A 22984-nucleotide genomic window follows, 5' to 3' on the forward strand; every position below is an offset into this window, starting at 1 on the left:
TAAAAACAATAATTAACAAATATTAAATAAAATATTTATAAATGTATACAAAACAAGTACTAATTTAACTTTTAAAAATTTCTTTTTACTTTCAATACAATCTACTATCCATTTACTGAATATTTTATCAATTGCTTTATACATTCAGCGTTTAAACTAGAAGCATAATCTACCTCTATTGTTTTCCATTTAGTGGTATCTGATATATTTTGTATTTGCACAATAAGTTCTCGTCTTTTGTTAAATTCTATTTTCCATTTTTTAATAACTTCAGAACCATATTTATCAATCCATTGTTTTTCTTTTGGATTCTCAAAATGCTTTTTCATAAACTGATTAGGTTCACGTTGTTTAAAATACCATATACCTTGAAGCTCTATTTTGTCATTTTTTAAAACTTTTGTCAGTCCATCATATTGTTCTAACGTTCTTGGATATTCAGATAACAATATATTTCCACTAAATGTTTGTAAGTTTCTTGATATAAATCTTCCTATAATTTCTTTTGTAAGCATTTCTCCATTTTCCACCAACTTCATCATTTCTTTTCCTAAATCATCATTATTTCTCAATTGTTCTTTTAGGCAACTAGTTAAATTAAAAATAGAAGCATTTAACTCAGAAGCTAATGCTTTTTCAATTATATCTCTTGGAAATCTCCAATCGAAAAGAAGGATATTTAATTTTTTCATTGTAATTTTTTAATTTCTTTCTAATATTATTTTTCTAAATAAGCTGTAATCTACTTATTGACGCTACTAGTAAATATTAGCAGTAGCAACTATACATATACATACCAGGAGTATCAGAGTAAACTAGAAAATATTCTTAGCCTGCTTTTATTTAAATTTTCGTTGTTTCTATTACTAACTTTCTTTTATAATTTTCTATCCAATTAAGAACTATAAATGCTTTAAAATTCTCTCCTTTTATTTTCAATTCCTTATTCATTTTCTTGTATCGGAACTTATCTCTAAGTTCTTTTTTTATTCTTTTATTGAAGTTGTTTTTTGCTTTATCATTATAAGGTTTAAGGTTTGTAACCTCTAAATTAGAATTCAAATTGACTTCATAAATCAAAGCTCCTTTGATTTCTTTTTTAAATAAGTTTGTGTTTAATTTTTCTTTTGTGTATTGTATAATATTTTGAGTTGTATTTTTATGAATATTAGCTTTAGTCACCTCTCTCAATATTGATAATACTTTAAAAGTCGGAATATTTTTAGCTAAACAAAATGAAGTTACTAAAAATCCATTTTCATTTTTATATGCTAAAATGAAATACTCAAAGTTAATTTCAGGAATAAAACTACATGAACTACTCTCTTGACTTTCAATAAATAATTCTGTTTTTTTATTTCCAACAAACTGTTCTATGACTTCATACTCCACTTTATAAAACTCTTCAAAATCACTTACTTTTTTTAAAGAAGTAAACTTTATAATTCCAATAAATTCAATACCGGAAAAAGCATTTGTTAGTCTTAATTGAGAACAACTACAACCAAAACTTGTAACGGTAGATAGTAAGAAAATTATTAATATTATCTTTTTCATCACTTCACTATTCAATATTCCTAACAAAGTAATTTTTAAGAAAATAGATTTGCACAAAAATTAGCAACATCGCAAAAAAGCAAGCATACACCATAGCGTTAGATACCGTAATATGTTCAAATACATTAAGAGAAGACCAATCTAACTCAGGTGTGTACTTAGACCAACCAAACTCCTTAAGAGATTTACCATTGGCTACATATACTAAAGAAGCAATTAACCCTAATACCAATACAAACCACCCTTTTTTAGAAATTAATGGCGTAACCTTATATACCGCTTTATTCTCTTGCTTTTCAATGGCTTTTAAAATAGTAGCGGTAAAATCAATGGAAGGTTTAGCTACTTCTAGCTCCTGCATATACTTTTTAGCAAAAGCATCTAACTCCTCTATGTGTTTATTTTCTCCCATATTGTTTTATTAATTCAGGTTCAACATTCTTTTTAACTACTGTTAAAAGTCGTTTTCTTGCTCGGTGGAGCTTTACTTTTACATTCGCTTCAGATAATTCTGTTACTTCCATAATTTCCTTTAAACTTAATTCTTTAAAATAAAACAGCCAAAGTATAGAACGTTCTTCTTCGGGTAACTGTAATAAGCATTCATTAATAATTACCGCTCGTTCCTTTCGTTCTATACCTTCTAAAACGCTGTCTGTTGCTTTTATTTTATGAAGCGTAACTTCATCAATAGTATCAGTATTATACTTTTCTTTCCTCTTTTTTAAAGCATCTAAACAATTTCTATACGCTATTTTATACAACCAAGTAGAAAATTTAGAATCGCCTTTAAAATTGGCTAAGTACTTATAGGCTTTTATAAAAGTATCCTGACTTACTTCTTCTGCTTCTTCTCTACTCTTTAGCATTTTTACTGCCAATGTAAATACCAATACCTTGTAATTATCTACAAGATAGGCATAAGCATTTGCATCACCATTCAGTACTTTTTCTATGTAAAACTGATCGTTAATAATAGTTGTTTTATCCCTTTGACTTTTGTAGTTTTAAAAAGGTTACAAAAAAATTGTATTATTTTTTTTAAAATTTAGTGTAACCTTTTTTTAGGTTTGACTGTCATACCCACAAACAATTAAAAATAATTATTAAATTTTAAAATATGGAAGCAGCAGTAGTATTTATGTTTTTATTCGCAATTATATTTGGTATTTGCTATTTATACTTTTCAACACGTAATAAAGAACGATTGGCTCTTATTGAAAAAGGTGTTGATGCCAAGATATTTATGACAGGAGAAAAAAGAAAATCTACCTTTACTTGGCGTGTAGTAATCTTAAATATATCTTTATTATTAATGGGTATTGGTTTAGGAGTGTTTTTAGCATTGCTTATTAATACCTATACCACTATTGATGAAGATCCTTTATACCCAGCAATGGTATTTTTAATGGGTGGTGCTGGTTTATTTCTTGGTTTTAATCTTACTAAAAATTTAGATAAGGAGTAAAATAAGTTTTAATACGTTTTTTAGTTCCTCAAAACCTTTTCACCTGAATTCAATTATTATAGCTAAAAATTAGCTTTTAAACTACTTAATGTCAATTCGAGTATTTTTTATGAAGTGATAACGGAATAAAAATGTATCGAGAACAATCTCGAAGACGAAAACTTCTCGATATAAAATTATTTTCCATTTTATTGCAAATAATTTCACTCGAATTGACATTCATTTTCACCTGAATTAGATTATTATCAATGCTAAAAAACCAGCTTTTAAACACCTGAATGTCAGTTCAATTATTTTTTATAACGTGATAATTGAATAAAAAATATACCAGAATAATTCCGAAGATGAAAACTTTCATTCAGACTTTTTTTATTAGCTAATAAACGACTGTATATCTTTACTTAAGTAAAATGTATAGATCTTTTAAACAAAACATGTAAACCTTTTGAACAAAACATATAAACCTTTTGAGCAAAACATATAGATCTTTTAAACAAAACATGTAGACCTTTTGAACAAAACATGTAGATCTTTTGAACAAAACATGTAGACCTTTTAGCTAAAAGATCTAAATCTTTTAACTTTTTATTAGTACTCAAATACTCTATATTTACTTGGTAAAAGGAATTAACTTCAAAAATTGTCATGATATGTCTATAAAATTTAAGGTAATCCCCAAAAGAAATGCTCGAAATTTAGAAGCTCCCCACAAGTATTATGCTGCGACTATTAGCAATGGTAAAACACAATTAGATGATTTGGCTAAATATGCTACCGAAACTTCTTCGGTTAGTAAAGCCGATGTATTAGCTGTTTTAGAATCGGTTTTTACTAAAATAGCCATAGATGTTGCTGATGGTAAGAATGTTTATGTTGGTGAGTATTTTTCTGTACGCGCAAGCATTAGTAGTACAGGTAATGAAAATATAGAAGATGTTAGTGCTAAAAACATTACAAAGGTTCGTACTATTTTCAAACCTGGTAAACTGATTAAAAATGCTTTAAAATTAGCTAGTTTTAAAAGGGTTACATAAAAACTTAACGCTATTCTTATACATTAAAGTAATCCTTTTCTGTAACAAACAGATTACACCATCAGCTAAGACTTCTTCTTAATAACTAAACTCAAAGTAATTGTGAGAAATTGAAGTAATCTCTTTTTCTTTTACTTTAAACATATTGAAATATATCTTTATTTTTGAAAGAAAAAAACATGGAGCCGTCTAAGCCTTATTATTATTTTAAAAATACTACCGAATGGCGGAGTTGGCTATCAGAAAACTATTCGCAATTCCAAGGTATTTATTTAATATTTTATAAAATAGAAACTAAAAAACCTAGTATGTTATGGGAAGAAGCTGTTAAGGTAGCTTTGTGTTTTGGATGGATAGACTCTACTGTAAAGAGTTTAGGTAATGGAAAACGGCAACAATATTTTTGCCCAAGAAAGCCTAAAAGTGTTTGGAGTAAACTTAATAAAACCTATATAGAGGAATTAACCTCTAGTGGCTTAATGCATTCCGCTGGTTTAGAAAAAGTACAAATTGCTAAAGAAAATGGTTCATGGACTACTTTAGACCCTATAGACAATTTAGTTATTCCTGAAGATTTACAACTTGCTTTTAGCAAGCACCCTATTGCTTATAAAAACTATAAAGGGTTTGCTCCTTCTTACAAGAGAAACTATTTGTATTGGGTATATCAAGCTAAAAGAGTAGCAACAAGAGAAAAACGAATTAAAGAAGTCATTGCTTTATGTGAGGCTAATAAAAAACAACGATAGTATGGCTAAGATTCTTATTACTGGTGGAACTGGTTTAGTAGGTAAACGTTTACAAAAACTATTAAAACAACTGAATCATCAAATTGTTATTTTATCTCGAAATCCTAAAAAGGATAATGAATTTAAATGGAATATAACTGAACACTATATTGATGAAAAAGCTTTTGAAGGTATTACCCATATTATTCATTTAGCTGGAGCTGGTATTGCTGATAAAAGATGGACTACTAAAAGAAAAAAAGAACTTATGAATAGTAGAGTGGCTTCTGCCAACCTACTCTTTTTCTATATTAAAAAATTGCAAGTACCCTTACAAGGTTTTATTGCTGCTTCAGGAATTAGTTATTATGGAGCGGTTACTACTGAGAAGACATTTATTGAAAATGATCCTTCTGGAAATGATTTTATTTCTGAAATTTGTATTAATTGGGAAGAAGCTTCCAATCAATTTAAAACACTTTCTATTCCGGTTACTATTTTAAGAATTGGTATTGTTTTAAGTGCACAAAATGGCGCATTATCTAAAATGAATACGCCTTTATTCTTATCTGTATTAGGTAGTGGCAAACAATACATGCCTTGGATTCATATTGATGATTTATGTCAGCTTTTTATATTAGCTATAGAGAATAAACAATTTACTGGAACTTATAATGCGGTGGCTCCTGAGCATCAAACCAATACTTCTTTCACCAAAACCTTAGGAAAAGTAATTAAAAAGATAGTAGCACCTATTTCCGTTCCTTCATTTGTATTGAAACTTATTTTAGGAGAATTGGCCTGTATTTTATTGTACGGAAGTAAAATATCCGCAACTAAAACACAGCAACATTATACATTTAAACACACTAAGCTTAGTAATGCTTTAGAAGATTTACTTATGAAGTAACATTTTATAAGTATCATTATTTTGACAGCTATAAAAGAAGCTTATATACTATATAAGGAATAAACCTCACAGATTTAAAAACCTGTGAGGTCTAATAATAATTATAAATATATGTCTTAAATATAAGCCCTCCTCTTCAACTCCTTAACTCCTTAACTTCTTAACTTCTTAACTTCTTAACTTCTTATAACTATATCTACTACTTTTCCTAACTCCTCATGCCACACTTAAAAATCAAAACGATAATTAATTTTAAAAGCAGCTCCCCAATTTGTACGTTGTATTGTTTTATCAAAATTATCAGTAACTACCAGATACATATACGATAATGGTTTGTATTCCCATTGTAATCTTGAGTTTACATTAAAGTTGTTTCTTTGTGTATTGTATTGTACGTAGGTAGTCCAGTTTAACCGATTGTTAAAAAATACTTCACCTGTAAAACGAGCTAAGTGAAAGGTTCTATTGCCTAATTCATTTAAATCAATCGAATTTAACTCATAAAGTGTTTCTAAATTAGCAAAAGGTAACAACCTGTATTTCAAACTTAAAACACCTCTATATCGAGTTCCTGAATAATAACTACCGTATTGATTTTCAATTTTTGCTACAATGTTTTTATTTGGGGTAGTATTATAGCCAACCTGTGCTCTACCATATCTATAAATACCAGGCATAATAAAATTTCCATTCTGTAATACATCAAAACCATATTGTAGGTTTTCATAATCATAATTAAGGTTTGTATACACAAAGGATAAATCTTTAAACCAAATAGCATGGTTATAATACCAAGACATTTGTGTTAAGGTTCCGTTTTCATTCCAAAAGGAATTATTCTCCAATAAAAGATAGCGTTGTGAATTAATCGTTTTAGACTCTTTAGGGAAACGGGTTAATATAACAGAACCGTTAAAGTGAGAGTACCCTTCTCTAACTACTTTAGCATTAATAGGATCATAATTATACAATCTTGGTGTAAAACCAACATCTGTAATATAATTTCTGTTTACTTGTTTAAACGATGTATTCCAGCTAAAACCTCTTCTATTATACCAAATACCTGCGTGGTAAAAACTATTGTTTTTAGTAATGCCTTGGTTAAAACTTTGACCATAGTTTGCTACACCTGTCCACTTTTTATCATCCGACTTATAATTAACATTCATTCCTGCTACTCTATTGAAATCATTTCCAAATGAAAAATTATTGGTTTCCTGTCTATTAATTATAAAACCTGTGGCTGTAAAATTGTTAGAAATTTGTTGCTCTGCTACTAAAGTTCCATAGTTTTGTGCTGCTAAATTATCATTAGAAGTTGTTTGAACATTTAATACACCTAACCTTGTTTTAGGCGCAACATTACCAGATAGTTTAATTCCAAATTGTACTTCTCTATCCGCACCTATTCTTCTTGAGTAAAAAGGATTCACTCCATTAACACCTAAGTTTGAAAATAAATCAGAGTTTTCTAAGAAAAAGTTACGTCGTTCAGGAAAAAATACAGAAAACCTTGTTAAGTTGGTTACTTGTTGATCTACTTCTATCTGCGAAAAATCTGGATTGATAGTTGCATCTAGTTTTAGGGAAGAAGTAACATTATATTGTACATCTAAACTAGGCTTGTATGTAGTTTCTGTTTTATTATCACCTATCTCTTTTTGATGATTTACTGTAAATGATGGTATTACGGCAAAACGAGAGGTTGCTTTTTCAGGAAGCGCTTCCACTTCTAAACTTTTATTAAATCGTAAATCAAAAGTAGGATAGTTCCTTTTTACATTAGTATAGAGGGTCCATGTGTTATTTTTTATATCTCTTGTATAAAACTGAACTCCAAATGTTGAATTCCCTTTTTTATAGCTTAATGCTTTTAAAGGAATCGCTATCTCATACTGTTTTAACTTTCCTTTTTGAATTGCTTTAGATGTCCAAACGGCATTCCAACTAAAATTTAAGTTATACCCATTATTTACGCGTTCAATTAATCCATCTGTTTGATTCCCTAATGAATTAATAGCGAATAAATACCCGTTTTGATCTTGGTTTTGAGTATCTAAAACCATTATAAACGAATCACTAGAAGCTATGGAAACATCTCTTTTTAAAGTACTAACTTGTGTTTTCTCTGTAGTGTCTTTATAAGTAACTCCTACATAAATGTATTCTTTATTATGGAAAATTTTTACTTCGGTTTGATTCTCTGCCTGTCCTTCATCAATGGGCATGTAATTGTAAAAGTTGGTATGCACTGGTAAATCCTGCCATACTTTTTCTTCAAAATGCCCATCAATAGCTATCGTTACTTTTTTGTAAGGAATCTTTAATTCTTGGCCAAAATTTGTTCCGTACAAAAAACAACTACATACAACTAAAATAAACTTTCTCATTCTTCTTATCCTTCTACTTTAGTAGCTGTTTTACTTATTATTTTCCACTCTGAATCAATCTTCTTTAACAAGAATAAATCTATGTACCGCAAGTTTCCTTTAGAAAACAGAATCTCTACTTTAGCTGTAGCAATATCTTTTACAATTGCTACTTCTAAAATTTTACCAACACGTCCGTTAAACTTATTAGGTGTACCTTTTTTAAAAAAACCTACATAATCTTCTGGAGCCAATTTTTTAAACTCACCATCTTTCATGGTTAAGTATAAAGTAGCATTCTCAGCAAAAGCACTTTTTAACATTGCTAATTTGTTGTAAGAACTTCCATTAATGTAATTGTTTAAAGCTTTTTTAACTGATGCCTCTTCTTGTGGAGTTTTACAATCTTTTAAACTTTTATTTTTTGAAGTACATGTTATCTTACTATGGTTTCCATTAGCGCTTGCTAAAAGTTCTTGTTGTGTGTTTTTTTCAGTCTGTGAAAAGCTCAAAAGAGAGCATAAAATAGCAATGCTTACTATTACATTTTTCATTTTAAAAGTTTTTTAAATTCTTAGCAAAACTGATAAAATGTGTAATAAAATCGATTTTGGATTATAATTTAGGCGTCCTAAATTATAATTTTGGACTGTTAACCTACTGTTATTCTTGGTTTTTATATTCAGATGGAGTCATGCCTGTATTTTTTTTAAAAGTAGCGTAAAAGCTAGATTTTGAAGAGAAGCCAGCTTCATATCCTATAGACTCTAAGGTGTATTGTGTATTTTGTTTTATAATATTTTTGGCTTCTTCAACTCTATATTCATTAATAAATTGTGCAAAGCTTTTACCTAGATTTTCATTTACTAATTGAGATAGTTTATGAGGAATTATATGTAATTCTTTTGCCACATCTTTTAATTTTAAGGTTGAATTTTTATATAGTTTTTCTTCCTGCATTAATTTATTTAAATCAGAAATGAGTTTATCAACTTCTGTTTTATCAATTTTTTTTGCCTTGTATTTTTCGGGAATGTCTTTAAAAATAGTTTCTCTGTTTTTTTTAAATAGTAAAAAAATTAACAAACCATAAAACACGAAAGAAAAGGTTAATGTTCCTATTAAATACAAGTAAAAATATCCTATTATATAGGCTATATAAATCAGCAAATTGGCTAAGAATACAGCTATTAACCATATTTCAGAAGTAGTGGTACGTTCTCTTTTTATCAATTTGCTAAAAATATCTTTTAATAAATATCCAGCCGCTAATACATAAACACCCCAAACACCGTAAATAAACTGAACAAAATAGTTAGCCCAAAAAGCTCTGTGTGTTTTATAGGGCTTGAGTAGACCTACTATTAGAATAACTGCTATTAAAACCGCATAATGTAACTTTCCTATTTTAGGAAATTTCTTTTTATTTTCTATGGAGGTTTTTATATAGAAAAATAACGATACACCAATTAAAAAACAGGCTGATAAGCCAATTTGAAGTATTAGCAAGTCTCTATCTTCACGTGGAGTAAAAATTGTATAAACTGACTTCCCTATTCTTGTACTTAGTACTAATAGTAAAATGCCTAAAAATAAATTTTGGACTCTTTTTACCTTATGAAAAAATATAAAGTAAAGGCTTAATAAAAAGCCGTTAAATACGCCTAAAGCACAAAAAAAGAATAATATAGGTGTGTTAAAATTCACAGTAATTATAAAAATATTAAGTAGCACTAAAATAAAAAAAGCTCAGAAGTTTCTGAGCTTTTCACAAAATTAAATAATTTTTATTTATTTTTTTTCTGTTGTTATTTTGATGTTAGATTTCATTTTTTTCTCCATAATATCCATATTCATTAATATATCCATTATATCAATAGTACCTGTTGCTCTATCAATAGTTGCAGTACCTTTTATATCTCCTTTGGCGATACCACCTACAGTTCCTGTAACATCTAATAGTACTTTATCTTTCTTTATTGAAGTTACTTTATAAACAAAATTTGTATTTACACCTTCAGAAGTTGTCTTGGAATCCTTCCATTCCATACCAACAGTCACTGCTTCTTTTGGATAGACAATTGAGTTATTGTTTTCTTTAAATTTAGATACATCTCCTGAACCAGATATAATTTTTGTTTCTGTTATTTCTCCAAATTCATTATACTTGAACATGGCTACAGTTTCTAAAAGTGTTTTCATTTGTCCATGCGCTCCTTTAGCAAATGGATCCATTTCTTCCTCTTTCATATCTGAGTTATAACTCATCGTTTGCCCAGCCATAATCATATCTATAGAGGTATTTTTAAAACTCATTTCAGAGGAATACACTCCATCTTGAACATCTTTAATATCCATTTCCATATTCATTCCAATATTCATTTCCATAGCGCCCTCTACCACTTGATTCATTTTCATTTTAACTACGAATGCATCCCCTTTTTCATAGTTTAATCGAAGTAAAGCCTTTTCTTGTGCCATACTTATTGTTGTTACAAACAATAATAAAGCAATTAATTTTTTTGTCATTTTTAATTATTTATAAATTTCAGCGAATATACATAAATAAAAATGCTCAGGGTTTCCTGAGCATTTTTATTTTATCTTAAAATAGTTTTAAAAGTCTTGGTTTACATCCCAAGCTTCTAATATTTCTTTAAACGTTTTGATAAACATGCCTCCTAAAGCTCCATTAACAACTCTGTGATCATAAGAATGTGATACAATCATTTTTTGACGAATTCCAATAAAATCTCCTTCTGGAGTTTCAATAACTGAAGGCTTCTTTACAATAGCTCCTAATGCTAAAATGGCTACTTGTGGTTGGTTTATGATAGGTGTACCCGTAATACTTCCAAAACTTCCAACATTAGTAACTGTATAAGTTCCTCCTTGAATATCATCTGGGCTTAACTTATTAGCTCTCGCTCTAGTTGCTAGGTCATTTACTTGTTTAGTCATACCAACTAAACTTAACTGATCTGCATTTTTAATTACAGGAACAATTAAATTACCATCAGGTAAAGCTGCTGCCATTCCTAAATTGATATTTCCTCTTTTGATGATCTTATCTCCATCTACAGAAATATTTATTAAAGGATGTTTTTTAATAGTTTGTGCCACAGCTTGCATAAAGATTGGTGTAAACGTTAGTTTTTCACCTTCTCTTTTTAAATAAGCATCTTTAACTTTATTTCTCCAATTAACAATATTTGTGACATCTATTTCAATAAACGATTGTACATGCGCTGAGGTTTGTAATGAATCTACCATATGCTTTGAGATTAATTTCCCCATACGGCTCATTTCAATGATCTCATCTTCTCCACTCATAGTAACAGGAACGGCTGCTTGTTTTACTGCTGGTCTTTGTGTTACTTGAGAGGTTACAGTTTCTGTAGCTACAGTAGTAGTTCCTCTATTTTCTATATAAGTTAAAATATCCGTTTTAGTAACACGTCCTTCTTTACCTGTTCCTTTTATAGTTTCTAACTCGCTTACAGATATTCCTTCTGTTTGTGCTATACTTTTTACTAAAGGTGAATAAAAACGGTTACTTGTTGTAGTATCTAATGTAGCATTTGAACTAAGACTTACCATTTCTTTTGCTTGTTCCATAGTTTTTTCAACCTCAGCAACAGCTTCTTCAACCACTACACTTTCATTAGTACTTTCTTCTACTGCTCCTTCTCCTTCAACTTCTATAATAGCTATAGTTTGTCCTACTTGAACTACGGCATCTTTATCAAATAATATTTCAATAAGTTTACCCTCTACTTCACTAGGCACTTCACTATCTACTTTATCCGTAGCTACTTCTACTATGGTGTCATCAATTTCAATAGTTTCACCTACTTCTTTAACCCAAGAAGTAATCGTTGCCTCAGCAACACTTTCGCCCATTTTAGGTAACTTCAATTCGTATCTAGCCATTAATGTATAGTTTTTAACGCTTGCGAAGTTACTAAAATCCAGTGATTTTTCCATGTTTTTTGGCATGTTTTTTTAGTAGCAACGTTGAAATAAATTAAATTATTCCTAAAAAAAACCTAAAACACAAGTGATTAATTATTAAAAAACATCTTAAAAAGACCTTATATTAAGAATAATTCATTTATAGTTTTATCTATTTATGATGTTCTTAGATTATAATATTGACTAGTCCTAAATAACCGTTACAGTTATTTATTGATTAAATATATTAAACATCATCTAAAGTTATAGCTTTAGATGATGTTTTTTTTCGATATGATTTTATTTTCATAATGTTTTGTTGATGTGCTTGGTCAGGAGTTTTAAAATGACATGACCAATGCGGTCTTTTAGAGTTATAAATAGTTATTGATTGTTTTACTATTTTCTCCATTATCTTAATATCTAGATTTGTAGTATTGGTAAAGAACTCTTGTTTCAAGATTCCATTAACCCTTTCAGCTATGGCATTTTGATATGGATCATATGATTCTGTCATACTGCATTTAAGCTTTTGTTTTGACAAAATATCTTGATAGATGTTACTACAGTACTGTATCCCTCTATCTGAATGATGGATAAGTTCCTTCTCTGGATATACTCTGTTTTTTATAGCCATGACCAAGGCTTTTACAGTTGAGTTCACCGCTAAAGTTTTATCCAAATGGTATCCCACAATTTTCTTAGAATATGCATCTGTAATTAATGATAAATACATAGGTTTTTTACGGCTCCCTAAATAAGTAATATCTGCTACCCATACTTGTTCTGGTCGATTTACTTCCAAAGTTTCAATAAGATTAGCATGTTTTCTAAAACGATGATGTGAGTTGGTTGTAATATGGTAACTTTTTTGTCGTTTTATCAATAGTTTATTAGCTCGTAAAATATCAAATAATCGATCCCTTCCTACACCTAAACTGCCTAATTCTTCTGAAAGAATATAATACAGTTTTCTTGTTCCAATTCTTGGCTGTTCCATTCTTACATCCTTAACCAACTCAACAACCTTATTGGCTATGGTGTGAGCTTTGGTAACTCTATAATTAGCTCGATAATACACCTGCCTACTAAACCCGAGTAATTTACAGGTGGAAGAAATACTTTCTTTCTTTTGTAAAACAAACATATCAATTACTCGGTTTTGGAGTTTTTTCTGATAGGAATCTTATACTCTTTCTCAGCTAAATCAATCATCATATCAAATAGTATCGCTTTCTTCTCTACTGCTGCTGCTTGAGCTTTTAAACGATTATTTTGCTTTTCTAATTGACGTAATTTTTGTTCTAACTCTAATAGTTTTTGTTCTGGTGATTTTGGCATAGTAGATGGTGTTTGATGATCCCAATCAAAGTTACCATATTTTCTTAACCATACTAAAACAGTGCTACGACCTTGAATCCCATATTTAAGTTGAGCCTGTTTGTAAGTTAGTTCGCCTTTTTCTACTTCCGATACAACCGAAAGTTTAAAACTCATAGTATAATCTTTCTGTGTACGTTTGCGGTAAATATTGTCATTCATAATGTTACATAATTGTGTAACGCTATTTCAGGACGAGACATATTTTATAAAAAAAGAGGTAACTATCTTTTATGCTACCTTTTTTATTGTTTATTCTATCCATTCTTTTGGTTCGGCTAAAACCTTAAGTAATTTAGCTTCTTCTGTTCCTTCTTCTGGATGATGGTTATATATCCATTGTACTGTTGGTGGTAAACTCATTAAAATACTTTCAATTCTTCCATTTGTTTTTAACCCAAATAAAGTTCCCCTATCATGAACTAAATTGAACTCTACATATCTACCTCTTCTCACTTCTTGCCAATTTTTGTTTTCTTTAGTATAAGCTATTGCTTTTCTTCTTTCAACAATAGGTACATACGATTTTAAAAAGCTATTTCCTACCTCTGTAACAAAGTTATACCTATCTTCCATTGTATATTCATCCGTCTTTTTTAAATAATCAAAGAACAAACCTCCTACTCCTCTAGCTTCATTTCTATGTGCATTCCAAAAATACTCATCGCAAGTCTTTTTAAACTTTGGATAAAAGTTACTGTCATGTTTATCACACGCTTCTTTGCATGTTTGATGAAAGTGAATAGCATCTTCATCAAATAAATAGTAGGGAGTTAAATCTTGTCCTCCTCCAAACCATTGGGTTACTATAGCTCCAGAAGCATCATACATCTCAAAATAACGCCAATTTGCATGAACAGTAGGTATAAATGGATTTTTAGGATGTATTACTAAACTTAAGCCGCATGCAAAAAAGTTCCCATGCTCTACTTTAAATTGTTTTCTAAGTACTTCTGGTAATTCTCCATGAACAGCAGAAATATTTACGCCTCCCTTTTCAAAGATATCTCCATTTTCAATAACCCTAGTTCTTCCGCCTCCACCTCCTTTTCTTTTCCAAAGGTCTTCTTTAAAGGTAGCTTTTCCGTCTACTTTTTCTAACGTAGAAGTGATAGTGTCTTGTAAATTTTGGATGTATGCGTAAAATTGGTCTTTCATTACTTTTGGTTATTAGCATCGTAAAAAGATATAATACTCTTATTTCTTTGCCTCGAAATTAAAATTGTTACTTTATTAAATACCTCGTAGTCTTATCTAGAAGTAGTTTTAGAAAAGCAAAAATAGTTATTCTGGAAGTTCTTTTGATTGAATAATCTTAATAGTTTCTGTAGTAGCTGCTGTTACAGATAAAGGAAAGACTAAAATAATACCAACTATTGGGATTAATAAGAGTAGCATAAATACAATTCCATTACCAATAGCTACTCCTTTATTTATTTTTACAAAGTTTATACTTTCTCTATATTTAAAGTGTCTCTCTAAGGTATAATCCATATTACCAAAACCTGCATAATAGGCTTGCATCAGGAATAAAATAATAGGAGCTACTAAACCTATAATAGGGAGTAACCCTAATAATAGAATAGGAACTGTTAACATTAATTCTCTAGAAAGATTTCTAACATTTATTCTTATTCCTCTAATTAATTGCTCATGAAAAGAAGTTTCTCTGTGTTTATGATTTTCCCCTCTATAATAATCTTCTATTTTTTCTGAAACCGGACTCATAAATGGTGCTGATAATGCCATAACAATGTGTTTATACAAAATAAGTCCAATAGTTAAAATTAGTAAACCACTTAAAAAAGTACTAACTATTTCAAATGTACTTTTTCCAAATTCCCATTTCCAAAAGTTAGCTACATAATGTCCTATATTATCTGCATAACTTAAAGATAGCGCTATAATACTAACGGCTGTTACAATACTAATTAGGATAGGTATAGTAAAATATTTCCATAACTTAAGTTTAGAAATCAACCCAAATGCAGTAAAATATGCTTTTATTGCTTCTACAATTTTTTGAATCATAATCTTTTTAATTTTCCATAAAAATACAACCTCTTTCTAAATTAATAGAAAGAGGTTGTATTTTATTTTTATGAAGACCTTTGTATTATTGTAATACAGGCTTTATGAATTCCTCTAATTGTTTTTCATTAATTTCATTTACTTGATCCCAAGTCATTTTTTTAGATGGTGAAGCTGCACCTCTTTTAAAATTAATAATTTCTTTATCTTTTGACACTAAATAAGCAGTTGGATAATCTAATTTATGAACAAACCCATTTACTTCAATAGTTGATTTATCCGTAGTTTCATCAGAAGAAGCAACTAACTTTATTCTTTTATCTAATTTTTGAGCCATTCTTTCAACACCAGCCTTTTTATCCCAAAATAACATAATGAACTCCATTTGTCCATTGTATTTTTCTACCATTTTGTTAAGTGCAGGAATTTCTCCCCAACAAGGTGCACACCAAGTAGCTGCTGCTATTAATAAAATTGGTTTATCAATTTTATCTGTACTTACTACCTCTCCTCCAATAGTTGTAAAATCGTAATTAGAAATAAACTTTCCTTTTACACAGTTGTCAACTATATCATTCAACATAGTAGCATCTTTGTTTGAATTTACTATACAATCTTTAACTGCATCTTTGTAAAACTCTTTTGATTGTGAAAAACTCAATTGTACGGTTAACACTAATAATACAAGTAATATTTTCTTCATAATTAATTATTTAAGGGGATTTCCTTATTAAACTTTATATTCTTTAACAGCATCTACAAAAGCTTTTGCATTTGCTAGTGGAATATTAGGTAAAATTCCATGCCCCAAGTTAACAATATATTTGTCTTTACCAAACTCATTTATCATTTGGTTTACCATTTTTTTAATTTCAGCGGGTGGAGACAATAATCTTGAAGGGTCAAAATTACCTTGTAAGGTTATATTTCCTCCTGTTAAATAGCGAGCATTTCTTGCACTACATGTCCAGTCTACTCCTAGAGCTGATGCGTTTGATTTGGCCATTACATCTAACGCGAACCAACATCCTTTACCAAAAGCTATCACTGGAACATCATCTTTTAATGCTTCTATTATTCGATTAATGTATTGCCATGAAAATTCTTGATAATCTGTTGGAGATAACATTCCTCCCCAAGAATCAAAAACCTGAACAGCATTTACACCTGCTTTTACCTTTGCTTTTAAATAAGCAATTGTGGTCTCTGTTATCTTAGTAAGCAATTCGTGTGCCAAAATTGGCTGTGAAAAACAAAACTCTTTTGCTTTATCAAAGTTTTTAGACCCCTGGCCTTGTACCATATAACACAAAATTGTCCATGGAGATCCTGCAAATCCTATTAATGGTATTTCATCATTTAGTTTTTCTTTAGTAGCCTTTATAGCTTCCATTACATACCCTAATTCTTCATCTACATCAGGTATAATTACCTGATCTAAACTTTTTCTATCTCTAATAGGGTTTGGTAAATAAGGTCCAAAATTAGGTTTCATTTCTACCTCTACATTCATTGCTTGAGGTACTACTAAAATGTCTGAAAATAAAATGGCAGCATCCATTCCGTATCTACGAATTGGTTGTACTGTTATTTCTGATGCTAGTTCTGGAGTTCTACAACGAGTAAAGAAATCGTATTTTTTTCTGATTTCCATAAATTCAGGTAAATATCTACCTGCTTGACGCATCATCCATACTGGTGGACGTTCTACTGTTTCTCCCTTTAAAGCTCTTAAAAATAAATCGTTTTTTATCATGTTTTATTTACGTCACTACGAATATACTAAAAGTAATTTTTATTTTACTTGAGAATATACTGGTTATATACTTAATTTATAAGTACTAATTACATTTTTGATACAGCTTCCATAGACTTATCTATAGCTTTTGCTATTTTCTTTATATCTTTTTCAGAAATAGCTGAAGATAAGAACCATGCTTCAAATTGCGAAGGTGGTAGGAAAACACCGTTTTTTATCATTTCCCAAAAGAAAGTGGCAAACTTCTTTGTATCTGAGCTTTGTGCTTCTTCAAAATTAGTAACTGTCTTATTACTGAAAAAAGGATTAATCATAGAACCAAATCTATTTACGGTAATTTCTACACCATACTTTTTTGCTGACTCTAATAAAAATACTTCAATAATTTGAGCTATTTCATTAAACTTATCATACGGATTTTGCTTTTTTAATTCTGTTAATGTAGAAATTCCTGCAGCCATTGCTATTGGATTACCACTTAATGTTCCAGCTTGGTACATTCCTCCTAGTGGAGCTACCATTTCCATTATTTCATTTCTTGCTCCATAAGCTCCTACAGGAAATCCTCCTCCAATTACTTTACCTAAACAAGTAATGTCCGCTTCTACTTCAAAAAGTTCTTGAGCTCCTCCGAATTTTGAACGGAATCCTGTCATTACTTCATCTACAATCAATAAAGCTCCTTTAGAGTTTACATATTCTTTTAACTCTTTTAAGAAATTATTTTGCGGAGTTACAACACCCATGTTACCAGCTACAGGCTCTAAAATAACTCCAGCAATATCATCATGACTTTCAAAATGTGCTTTAACACTTTCTAAATCATTATAATTTGCTATTAATGTATTTTTCACGGCTCCTTCAGGTACTCCTTTACTTCCAGGTAAACTTAATGTAGCTAATCCTGATCCAGCTGCTACTAATAAAGCATCTTGATGTCCATGATAACATCCTGAAAACTTAATAATTTTGTCTTTTCCTGTGTAAGCTCTTGCTAAACGGATTCCACTTAAAACAGCTTCCGTTCCTGAGTTTACAAAACGTACTTTATCCATCCCTGGAAAAGCGTCACATACAATTTTTGCTAATTTTATTTCGTTTCTAGTTGAAGCTCCAAATGAATAGCCATTTTGTAAAGCTTTTGTAATTGCTTTTTGAACTTTTTTATGACGGTGTCCTAAAATCATAGGTCCGTAAGACAATACTAAGTCTATATAAGAGTTACCATCAACATCGGTGATCTTACTTCCTTTTGCCTTTTTTATAAATAATGGGTTCCCTCCTACTGAAGCAAAAGCTCTTACGGGTGAATTCACTGCTCCAACTAGATTTTCTAGCCCTTTATTATATAATTCTTGTGATTTTTTAAACATAAACTCTATTATTATTTGTTTTGTTTTAAACTCTATAACCTACATTCATCCCCTCTTCTTTTAGATAGTTATGAATTCTATTTGAAGGTTCTTTAAATTTTTTACTAAAAAGCTTCAAGAATAAAACTCCAGTACCAATCATTAGCCTTGTTTTCATTTCTGGAATAGCAGCCTCTATTAATATTTTATCTTTTTTAATAAAAATATCAACTCCACTATATTTTGTGTTTTTCACAATTATACAATCTCCTGCTAATTTTCTATTCCCTATACTATACTTATATTCTGGAAATTTACTTTCAAGCTTAGTCTTTATTTTTTCAAAATCCATTTTATTAATAAAACTATATTACCTATTTATTTAACAAAGCTCTCGCCGCTTCTTTAGCAAAATAGGTGATAATTATATCTGCCCCTGCTCTTTTCATTGACAACAAACTCTCCATCATTACTCTATCACCATCAATCCAACCTTTTTCTGCTGCTGCTTTTACCATAGCATACTCTCCACTTACATTGTAACAAGCTATAGGTCTATCAAAATTATTTTTTAAATCTCTAATAATATCTAAATAAGATAATGCTGGTTTTACCATTAAAATATCTGCGCCTTCTTCATCATCAAAAGTAGCTTCTCGTAAACCTTCATCTCTATTAGAAGGATCCATTTGATAGGTTCTTCTATCGCCAAAAGAAGGTGCTGAGTCTACTGCATCTCTAAATGGTCCATAAAATGCTGATGCATACTTCACTGAATACCCCATTATTGGTAAATTTGGATACCCTGAATTGTCTAAAGCTTCACGCATCATTGCAATAGTACCATCCATCATGCCTGATGGAGCTACCATGTCTGCTCCTGCTTTGGCATGAGAAATTGTTTGCTTAGCTATATTTACTAAAGTAGCATCATTATCAACATCATTATTGTGTATTACTCCACAATGACCGTGAGATGTATATTCACAAAAACAAACATCTGTAATTACATATAAACTTGGATATTTTTCTTTAATAAATCGAATGGCTTGTTGCATAATTCCTTCATCATTCCAAGTTTCGGTTCCTGAATCATCTTTTTCAGAAGGAACTCCAAATAGTAATACTGCTGGAATATTTAAAGACACTACTTCTTCTAGTTCTTTAGAAATAGTATCTAATGAATATCTCTTTATACCAGGCATAGATGGAATCTCTACTTCAATACCTGTTCCCTCTTCAATAAACAGAGGGTAAATAAAATCATCCACAGATAGTTTTGTTTCTCTAACTAACCTGCGGATGCTTTCTGTTTTTCTAAGTCTTCTTGTTCTAAACATATAATATATGTGTAAATAAAAAGATAGAATTTAAAATTCTATCTTTAGCTTTTATGATTCTTTAGCAAAATGTAAACTAACTAACTCAAGTACACTTTCTACCGTTGGCATTTTAGCTATTTGTACTTCTTTAAAATGTTTCTTCGCTTCATTTGCTGTAGTTTCTCCTATACAGAAAGCGATTTTATCTCCCTCATTCTCCTTCATGTAACTCTCAACAGTTGAAGGACTATAAAATAATACTCCATTCACCTTTTCAGATAATTTTACAGGACTTAACATTGTTTTGTATGCCTCTACTTCCTCTACATTAACATCATTAGCTTTTAAAATAGCAGATAAAGTATCTAGACGGATGTTACTACAGAAATAAGTTACTTTTTCTCCTTTTAAAACTCCCGACATATATTGAGCTAATTTTCTAGCATTTCTTTCTACATGAGTTACTTTTCCTATTCTTTCTTCTATTAACTTTTTTGTCCTTCTTCCAACACAATAAATATTTTCAAACTGTAATTCTTCTTTTGTAAAACTATTTAAAAGTGCTTCAACACCATTTTTACTAGTTATTACAACATTTTCTATTTTTTGTTTCACTACTTTTGGAGCAATGCGATTAAATCGTATTTTGATAAAATCACTATCTTCAACACTTACCGTAGTTGGTAATAATTTTTTTTGTGCTTCAGATAATTTTTTAGTAGAATAAACAGAAAATTCTTTTTCTATTCCTTCATCCTCCAACATCATTAATTTTCCTCCTCTATCAATAATATAAGCAGCACAATCTTTGGCCAAAAATTTATGCCTCCCTAATGGTACCTTTTTACTTATCTCTATTTTTTTGCTACCATCTCTACTCAATAAAACACCTTTGAAATTAATTTCTTTTTCTACTTCATTAATATAAGCCAAGGCTCCAATAGGTGCAGTACATCCACCTTCTAGACGGTGTAAAAACTCTCTTTCTATTCCTGTACAGGTTTGAGTGTCTCTATCATTTATTTGCTCACAAGCATCAATAACATATGTATTCTCCTCTAAAGCCGTAACCATAATTGCTCCTTGTGCTGGTGCTGGTATCATCCATGATAATGAAATAGCTCCTTTAGGTCTTTTTCCTATTCTTTCTAAACCTGCAGCTGCAAATACAGCTCCATTCCATTCGCTATTATCAAGCTTTTCTAAACGTGTATTTACATTACCACGTAAGTCTTCTACCTCATGTGTTGGATATCTGTTTAACCACTGTGCTCTTCTTCGTAAACTACCTGTGGCTATTACTCCTTTAGGTTGACCTAAAAATTCTTCGTTATCTTTTAAAACTAAAATATCGTTATGATTCGCTCTTTTTAATACAGCTGCTTGTACAATACCTTTAGGCAAAACCGTTGGTACATCTTTCATAGAATGTACAGCAATATCTATATCACCATTTAACATGGCAATATCTAAGTTTTTTGTAAACACTCCTACAATTCCTAACTCATAAATAGGTCTATCTAGTACAATATCTCCTGTTGATTTAATAGGTACTATTGTAGTTTCATACCCTAACTCTTCTAATTGTTTTTTTACTTTATTGGCTTGCCATAAAGCTAGTTCACTTTCACGTGTACCAATTCTAATTATCTTCTGCATTAACTGATTGTAAAGTTGTTCCGAATACTCTTGACATTACTTCAATACTTTGATTTATTGAAGTATTTTCATCTTTTAAGTGTTTTACGAACTGTGTAGTTATTTTTTGAATAAATCTTGAGGTAATTACTTCAGCGTGTTCCTCGTTAAAATCTTCTATTTTTTTCTTATGAAAGTTTATTTCATCTTTCTGAATAGCTAGTAGAGATTGTTTTAATGCATTTATAGCAGGTGTAAACTTTCTATGACTCAACCATTCATTAAACTCTTCTTTATGTGTATCTATAATTGCTTCTGCAACAGGTATTTCTTGTTGTCTTATAGCCAATGTTTCATCCGTTATCTTAGATAATTCATCAACATTCACCAATGTGATATTTTCTTTTTCAGATACTTCTTTTGCTACATTTGCTGGCATAGATAAATCTAAAATCAATAATTCTTTACCAGATATATACTCAGAAGTTACTGTTGGTTTATCTGCTCCTGTAGATACTATCAATACATCTGCATTGGCTATTTCTTCTTTTAAGTTGTTATAGCTAGCTTCTCTAATAAATGGGTGTTCTTTAACAAACTCTTTTGTTTTCTCTTCCGTTCTATTTACTAAACTAACGGTTTTATTTTTGGTATACTCAGCTAAGTTTTTGCAGGTATGCTTCCCCATTTTTCCCAAACCAAATACTAAGATATTTTTAGTATTGTAATCTGGTAAATTCTTAATTAAATATTGTACCGCTGCATATGATACTGAAGTTGTTCCTGAGCTTAATTTTGTTTCGTTCTTAACTCGTTTACTAGCTTGCATAACGCAATTTAGCAAACGTTCTAAATACGCATTGGTTGTTCCTGCTTCTTTTGCTAGTTTAAATGCTTGTCTAAGTTGGCCAACAATTTCATAATCACCTAAAATTTGGCTATCTAGTCCAGTTCCCATTCTAAATAAATGTTGAATAGCGTCTTGCCCTTTATTTACATATGAAACTTTAGCAAACTCCTCTACTGAACCATTAGAATAATCACATAACATGCTTATTAATTGAAATGGGTGTTCAGCAAAACCAGTTATTTCTGTCCTGTTACATGTAGATAGTACAAAAACTCCATCTAAACCTTTTTCTTTTGCAGCTGTTAAAAGTGCTAATTGGTTTTCTTTAGATAGAGAGAATTTTCCTCTTGTATTGGCATCTGCTTTAACATAGCTAACACCAATGTTATAGAATTTAGTAGGTCTGTTATTATCTGTATACATCAAAATCTGCTTCCAAAAATCGTTCAAAAATATAAAGTTTGATTCGTTAAAAGTATCGCTAAAAGAACTTTTAATGTCGTTTCACGTTTTTTAGACCATTTTAATCATCAAACCTTACAAAATATTGTAAATTTGCAGTAAATACTGCTATTATAGACGTTTTAATATAGAACGATTCTAAATAACAATGTTTCTTATAAAGTTTATAT

General features: G+C 30.1%; 23 protein-coding genes. 4 read left to right on the top strand and 19 right to left on the bottom strand.

Features of this window, described 5'->3' with window-relative positions:
- Positions 1 to 104 precede the first annotated feature (104 nt).
- The 4 genes from ABNT65_RS05585 to ABNT65_RS05600 all read right to left on the bottom strand — a co-directional run bounded on the left by ABNT65_RS05585 (position 105) and on the right by ABNT65_RS05600 (position 2534).
- Positions 105 to 692, bottom strand: coding sequence for a nucleoside monophosphate kinase (locus tag ABNT65_RS05585; RefSeq protein ID WP_348706217.1), 588 nt, complete (start codon positions 690 to 692; stop codon positions 105 to 107).
- A gap of 151 nt (positions 693 to 843) precedes the next feature.
- A complete protein-coding gene (locus tag ABNT65_RS05590) occupies positions 844 to 1557 on the bottom strand; it encodes a hypothetical protein (protein ID WP_348747389.1) in 714 nt (237 codons plus the stop codon).
- Between the two features lie 7 nt (positions 1558 to 1564).
- Positions 1565 to 1969, bottom strand: coding sequence for a hypothetical protein (locus ABNT65_RS05595; RefSeq protein ID WP_348706212.1), 405 nt, complete (start codon positions 1967 to 1969; stop codon positions 1565 to 1567).
- Positions 1956 to 2534: an RNA polymerase sigma factor gene (locus ABNT65_RS05600; RefSeq protein ID WP_348739346.1), complete on the bottom strand. Its 579-nt coding sequence runs from the start codon at positions 2532 to 2534 to the stop codon at positions 1956 to 1958. The genes ABNT65_RS05595 and ABNT65_RS05600 overlap by 14 nt, the downstream gene beginning before the upstream one ends.
- Positions 2535 to 2677: 143 nt before the next feature.
- Here ABNT65_RS05600 and ABNT65_RS05605 point away from each other — a divergent pair, with 143 nt between their 5' ends.
- The 4 genes from ABNT65_RS05605 (at position 2678) to ABNT65_RS05620 (ending at position 5697) form a co-directional block, all read left to right on the top strand.
- A complete protein-coding gene (locus ABNT65_RS05605) occupies positions 2678 to 3025 on the top strand; it encodes a DUF6249 domain-containing protein (protein WP_348706211.1) in 348 nt (115 codons plus the stop codon).
- Positions 3026 to 3675: 650 nt separating this feature from the next.
- Positions 3676 to 4059 (top strand): DNA-binding protein, encoded by a 384-nt coding sequence (locus tag ABNT65_RS05610; RefSeq protein ID WP_348747390.1) that lies wholly within the window; start codon positions 3676 to 3678, stop codon positions 4057 to 4059.
- A 179-nt stretch (positions 4060 to 4238) separates the two neighbouring features.
- Positions 4239 to 4808, top strand: a complete 570-nt coding sequence (locus ABNT65_RS05615; protein ID WP_348747391.1) for a YdeI/OmpD-associated family protein — start codon at positions 4239 to 4241, stop codon at positions 4806 to 4808.
- 1 nt (position 4809) lies between these two features.
- Positions 4810 to 5697 carry a TIGR01777 family oxidoreductase gene (locus ABNT65_RS05620; protein WP_348747392.1) on the top strand — a complete coding sequence of 296 codons (888 nt, stop codon included), beginning with the start codon at positions 4810 to 4812 and terminating at the stop codon, positions 5695 to 5697.
- Positions 5698 to 5924: 227 nt separating this feature from the next.
- Here the strand turns inward: ABNT65_RS05620 and ABNT65_RS05625 are convergent, their stop codons facing one another.
- The 15 genes from ABNT65_RS05625 to hemA form a co-directional block, all read right to left on the bottom strand.
- Entirely contained in the window at positions 5925 to 8087 is a 2163-nt protein-coding gene (locus ABNT65_RS05625) for a DUF5916 domain-containing protein (RefSeq protein ID WP_348747393.1), read from the bottom strand.
- A gap of 5 nt (positions 8088 to 8092) precedes the next feature.
- Positions 8093 to 8620 carry a nuclear transport factor 2 family protein gene (locus tag ABNT65_RS05630; RefSeq protein WP_348706179.1) on the bottom strand — a complete coding sequence of 176 codons (528 nt, stop codon included), beginning with the start codon at positions 8618 to 8620 and terminating at the stop codon, positions 8093 to 8095.
- 109 nt (positions 8621 to 8729) lie between these two features.
- Positions 8730 to 9773, bottom strand: coding sequence for a helix-turn-helix domain-containing protein (locus ABNT65_RS05635; RefSeq protein ID WP_348706177.1), 1044 nt, complete (start codon positions 9771 to 9773; stop codon positions 8730 to 8732).
- A gap of 84 nt (positions 9774 to 9857) precedes the next feature.
- Positions 9858 to 10595, bottom strand: coding sequence for a hypothetical protein (locus ABNT65_RS05640; protein ID WP_348739236.1), 738 nt, complete (start codon positions 10593 to 10595; stop codon positions 9858 to 9860).
- Positions 10596 to 10682: 87 nt separating this feature from the next.
- Positions 10683 to 11999: a dihydrolipoamide acetyltransferase family protein gene (locus tag ABNT65_RS05645; RefSeq protein WP_348747822.1), complete on the bottom strand. Its 1317-nt coding sequence runs from the start codon at positions 11997 to 11999 to the stop codon at positions 10683 to 10685.
- 268 nt (positions 12000 to 12267) lie between these two features.
- Positions 12268 to 13562 (bottom strand): IS3 family transposase gene (locus ABNT65_RS05650; protein WP_412766822.1). Its coding sequence is split into 2 segments (ribosomal slippage): positions 12268 to 13196 and positions 13196 to 13562, totalling 1296 coding nucleotides; the frame shifts between segments, so codons are not numbered across the junction.
- 90 nt (positions 13563 to 13652) lie between these two features.
- Entirely contained in the window at positions 13653 to 14558 is a 906-nt protein-coding gene (gene hemF, locus ABNT65_RS05655; RefSeq protein ID WP_348747394.1) for an oxygen-dependent coproporphyrinogen oxidase, read from the bottom strand.
- Between the two features lie 126 nt (positions 14559 to 14684).
- Positions 14685 to 15431 carry an EI24 domain-containing protein gene (locus tag ABNT65_RS05660; RefSeq protein WP_348747395.1) on the bottom strand — a complete coding sequence of 249 codons (747 nt, stop codon included), beginning with the start codon at positions 15429 to 15431 and terminating at the stop codon, positions 14685 to 14687.
- Between the two features lie 85 nt (positions 15432 to 15516).
- Positions 15517 to 16134: a TlpA family protein disulfide reductase gene (locus ABNT65_RS05665; protein WP_348706171.1), complete on the bottom strand. Its 618-nt coding sequence runs from the start codon at positions 16132 to 16134 to the stop codon at positions 15517 to 15519.
- 27 nt (positions 16135 to 16161) lie between these two features.
- Positions 16162 to 17187 (bottom strand): uroporphyrinogen decarboxylase, encoded by a 1026-nt coding sequence (hemE, locus tag ABNT65_RS05670; RefSeq protein WP_348706169.1) that lies wholly within the window; start codon positions 17185 to 17187, stop codon positions 16162 to 16164.
- Positions 17188 to 17276: 89 nt separating this feature from the next.
- On the bottom strand, positions 17277 to 18563 hold the full coding sequence (gene hemL, locus ABNT65_RS05675; protein WP_348706167.1) for a glutamate-1-semialdehyde 2,1-aminomutase: 1287 nt from the start codon (positions 18561 to 18563) through the stop codon (positions 17277 to 17279).
- Positions 18564 to 18588: 25 nt separating this feature from the next.
- Complete coding sequence (locus ABNT65_RS05680; RefSeq protein WP_348706165.1) at positions 18589 to 18894, bottom strand: hypothetical protein; 306 nt, start codon at positions 18892 to 18894, stop codon at positions 18589 to 18591.
- A 22-nt stretch (positions 18895 to 18916) separates the two neighbouring features.
- On the bottom strand, positions 18917 to 19882 hold the full coding sequence (hemB, locus tag ABNT65_RS05685) for a porphobilinogen synthase (protein ID WP_348706163.1): 966 nt from the start codon (positions 19880 to 19882) through the stop codon (positions 18917 to 18919).
- 51 nt (positions 19883 to 19933) lie between these two features.
- A complete protein-coding gene (hemC, locus tag ABNT65_RS05690) occupies positions 19934 to 21523 on the bottom strand; it encodes a hydroxymethylbilane synthase (protein ID WP_348706161.1) in 1590 nt (529 codons plus the stop codon).
- Positions 21507 to 22775, bottom strand: coding sequence for a glutamyl-tRNA reductase (hemA, locus tag ABNT65_RS05695; protein ID WP_348706505.1), 1269 nt, complete (start codon positions 22773 to 22775; stop codon positions 21507 to 21509). The genes hemC and hemA overlap by 17 nt, the downstream gene beginning before the upstream one ends.
- Positions 22776 to 22984: the final 209 nt, after the last annotated feature.

Source organism: Tenacibaculum sp. 190524A02b (assembly GCF_964036645.1).
Classification (GTDB): domain Bacteria; phylum Bacteroidota; class Bacteroidia; order Flavobacteriales; family Flavobacteriaceae; genus Polaribacter; species Polaribacter vairaonense.

Coding starts and splice junctions, on each gene's coding strand:
- ABNT65_RS05625 (WP_348747393.1), bottom strand. CDS start 8,087: ATGAGAAAGTTTATTTTAGTTGTATGTAGTTGTTTTTTGTACGGAACA.
- ABNT65_RS05585 (WP_348706217.1), bottom strand. CDS start 692: ATGAAAAAATTAAATATCCTTCTTTTCGATTGGAGATTTCCAAGAGAT.
- hemC (WP_348706161.1), bottom strand. CDS start 21,523: ATGCAGAAGATAATTAGAATTGGTACACGTGAAAGTGAACTAGCTTTA.
- ABNT65_RS05660 (WP_348747395.1), bottom strand. CDS start 15,431: ATGATTCAAAAAATTGTAGAAGCAATAAAAGCATATTTTACTGCATTT.
- ABNT65_RS05610 (WP_348747390.1), top strand. CDS start 3,676: ATGTCTATAAAATTTAAGGTAATCCCCAAAAGAAATGCTCGAAATTTA.
- hemF (WP_348747394.1), bottom strand. CDS start 14,558: ATGAAAGACCAATTTTACGCATACATCCAAAATTTACAAGACACTATC.
- ABNT65_RS05665 (WP_348706171.1), bottom strand. CDS start 16,134: ATGAAGAAAATATTACTTGTATTATTAGTGTTAACCGTACAATTGAGT.
- ABNT65_RS05645 (WP_348747822.1), bottom strand. CDS start 11,999: ATGGCTAGATACGAATTGAAGTTACCTAAAATGGGCGAAAGTGTTGCT.
- hemA (WP_348706505.1), bottom strand. CDS start 22,775: ATGTATACAGATAATAACAGACCTACTAAATTCTATAACATTGGTGTT.
- hemE (WP_348706169.1), bottom strand. CDS start 17,187: ATGATAAAAAACGATTTATTTTTAAGAGCTTTAAAGGGAGAAACAGTA.
- ABNT65_RS05640 (WP_348739236.1), bottom strand. CDS start 10,595: ATGACAAAAAAATTAATTGCTTTATTATTGTTTGTAACAACAATAAGT.
- ABNT65_RS05615 (WP_348747391.1), top strand. CDS start 4,239: ATGGAGCCGTCTAAGCCTTATTATTATTTTAAAAATACTACCGAATGG.
- ABNT65_RS05605 (WP_348706211.1), top strand. CDS start 2,678: ATGGAAGCAGCAGTAGTATTTATGTTTTTATTCGCAATTATATTTGGT.
- ABNT65_RS05590 (WP_348747389.1), bottom strand. CDS start 1,557: ATGAAAAAGATAATATTAATAATTTTCTTACTATCTACCGTTACAAGT.
- hemL (WP_348706167.1), bottom strand. CDS start 18,563: ATGTTTAAAAAATCACAAGAATTATATAATAAAGGGCTAGAAAATCTA.
- ABNT65_RS05680 (WP_348706165.1), bottom strand. CDS start 18,894: ATGGATTTTGAAAAAATAAAGACTAAGCTTGAAAGTAAATTTCCAGAA.
- ABNT65_RS05595 (WP_348706212.1), bottom strand. CDS start 1,969: ATGGGAGAAAATAAACACATAGAGGAGTTAGATGCTTTTGCTAAAAAG.
- ABNT65_RS05620 (WP_348747392.1), top strand. CDS start 4,810: ATGGCTAAGATTCTTATTACTGGTGGAACTGGTTTAGTAGGTAAACGT.
- hemB (WP_348706163.1), bottom strand. CDS start 19,882: ATGTTTAGAACAAGAAGACTTAGAAAAACAGAAAGCATCCGCAGGTTA.
- ABNT65_RS05630 (WP_348706179.1), bottom strand. CDS start 8,620: ATGAAAAATGTAATAGTAAGCATTGCTATTTTATGCTCTCTTTTGAGC.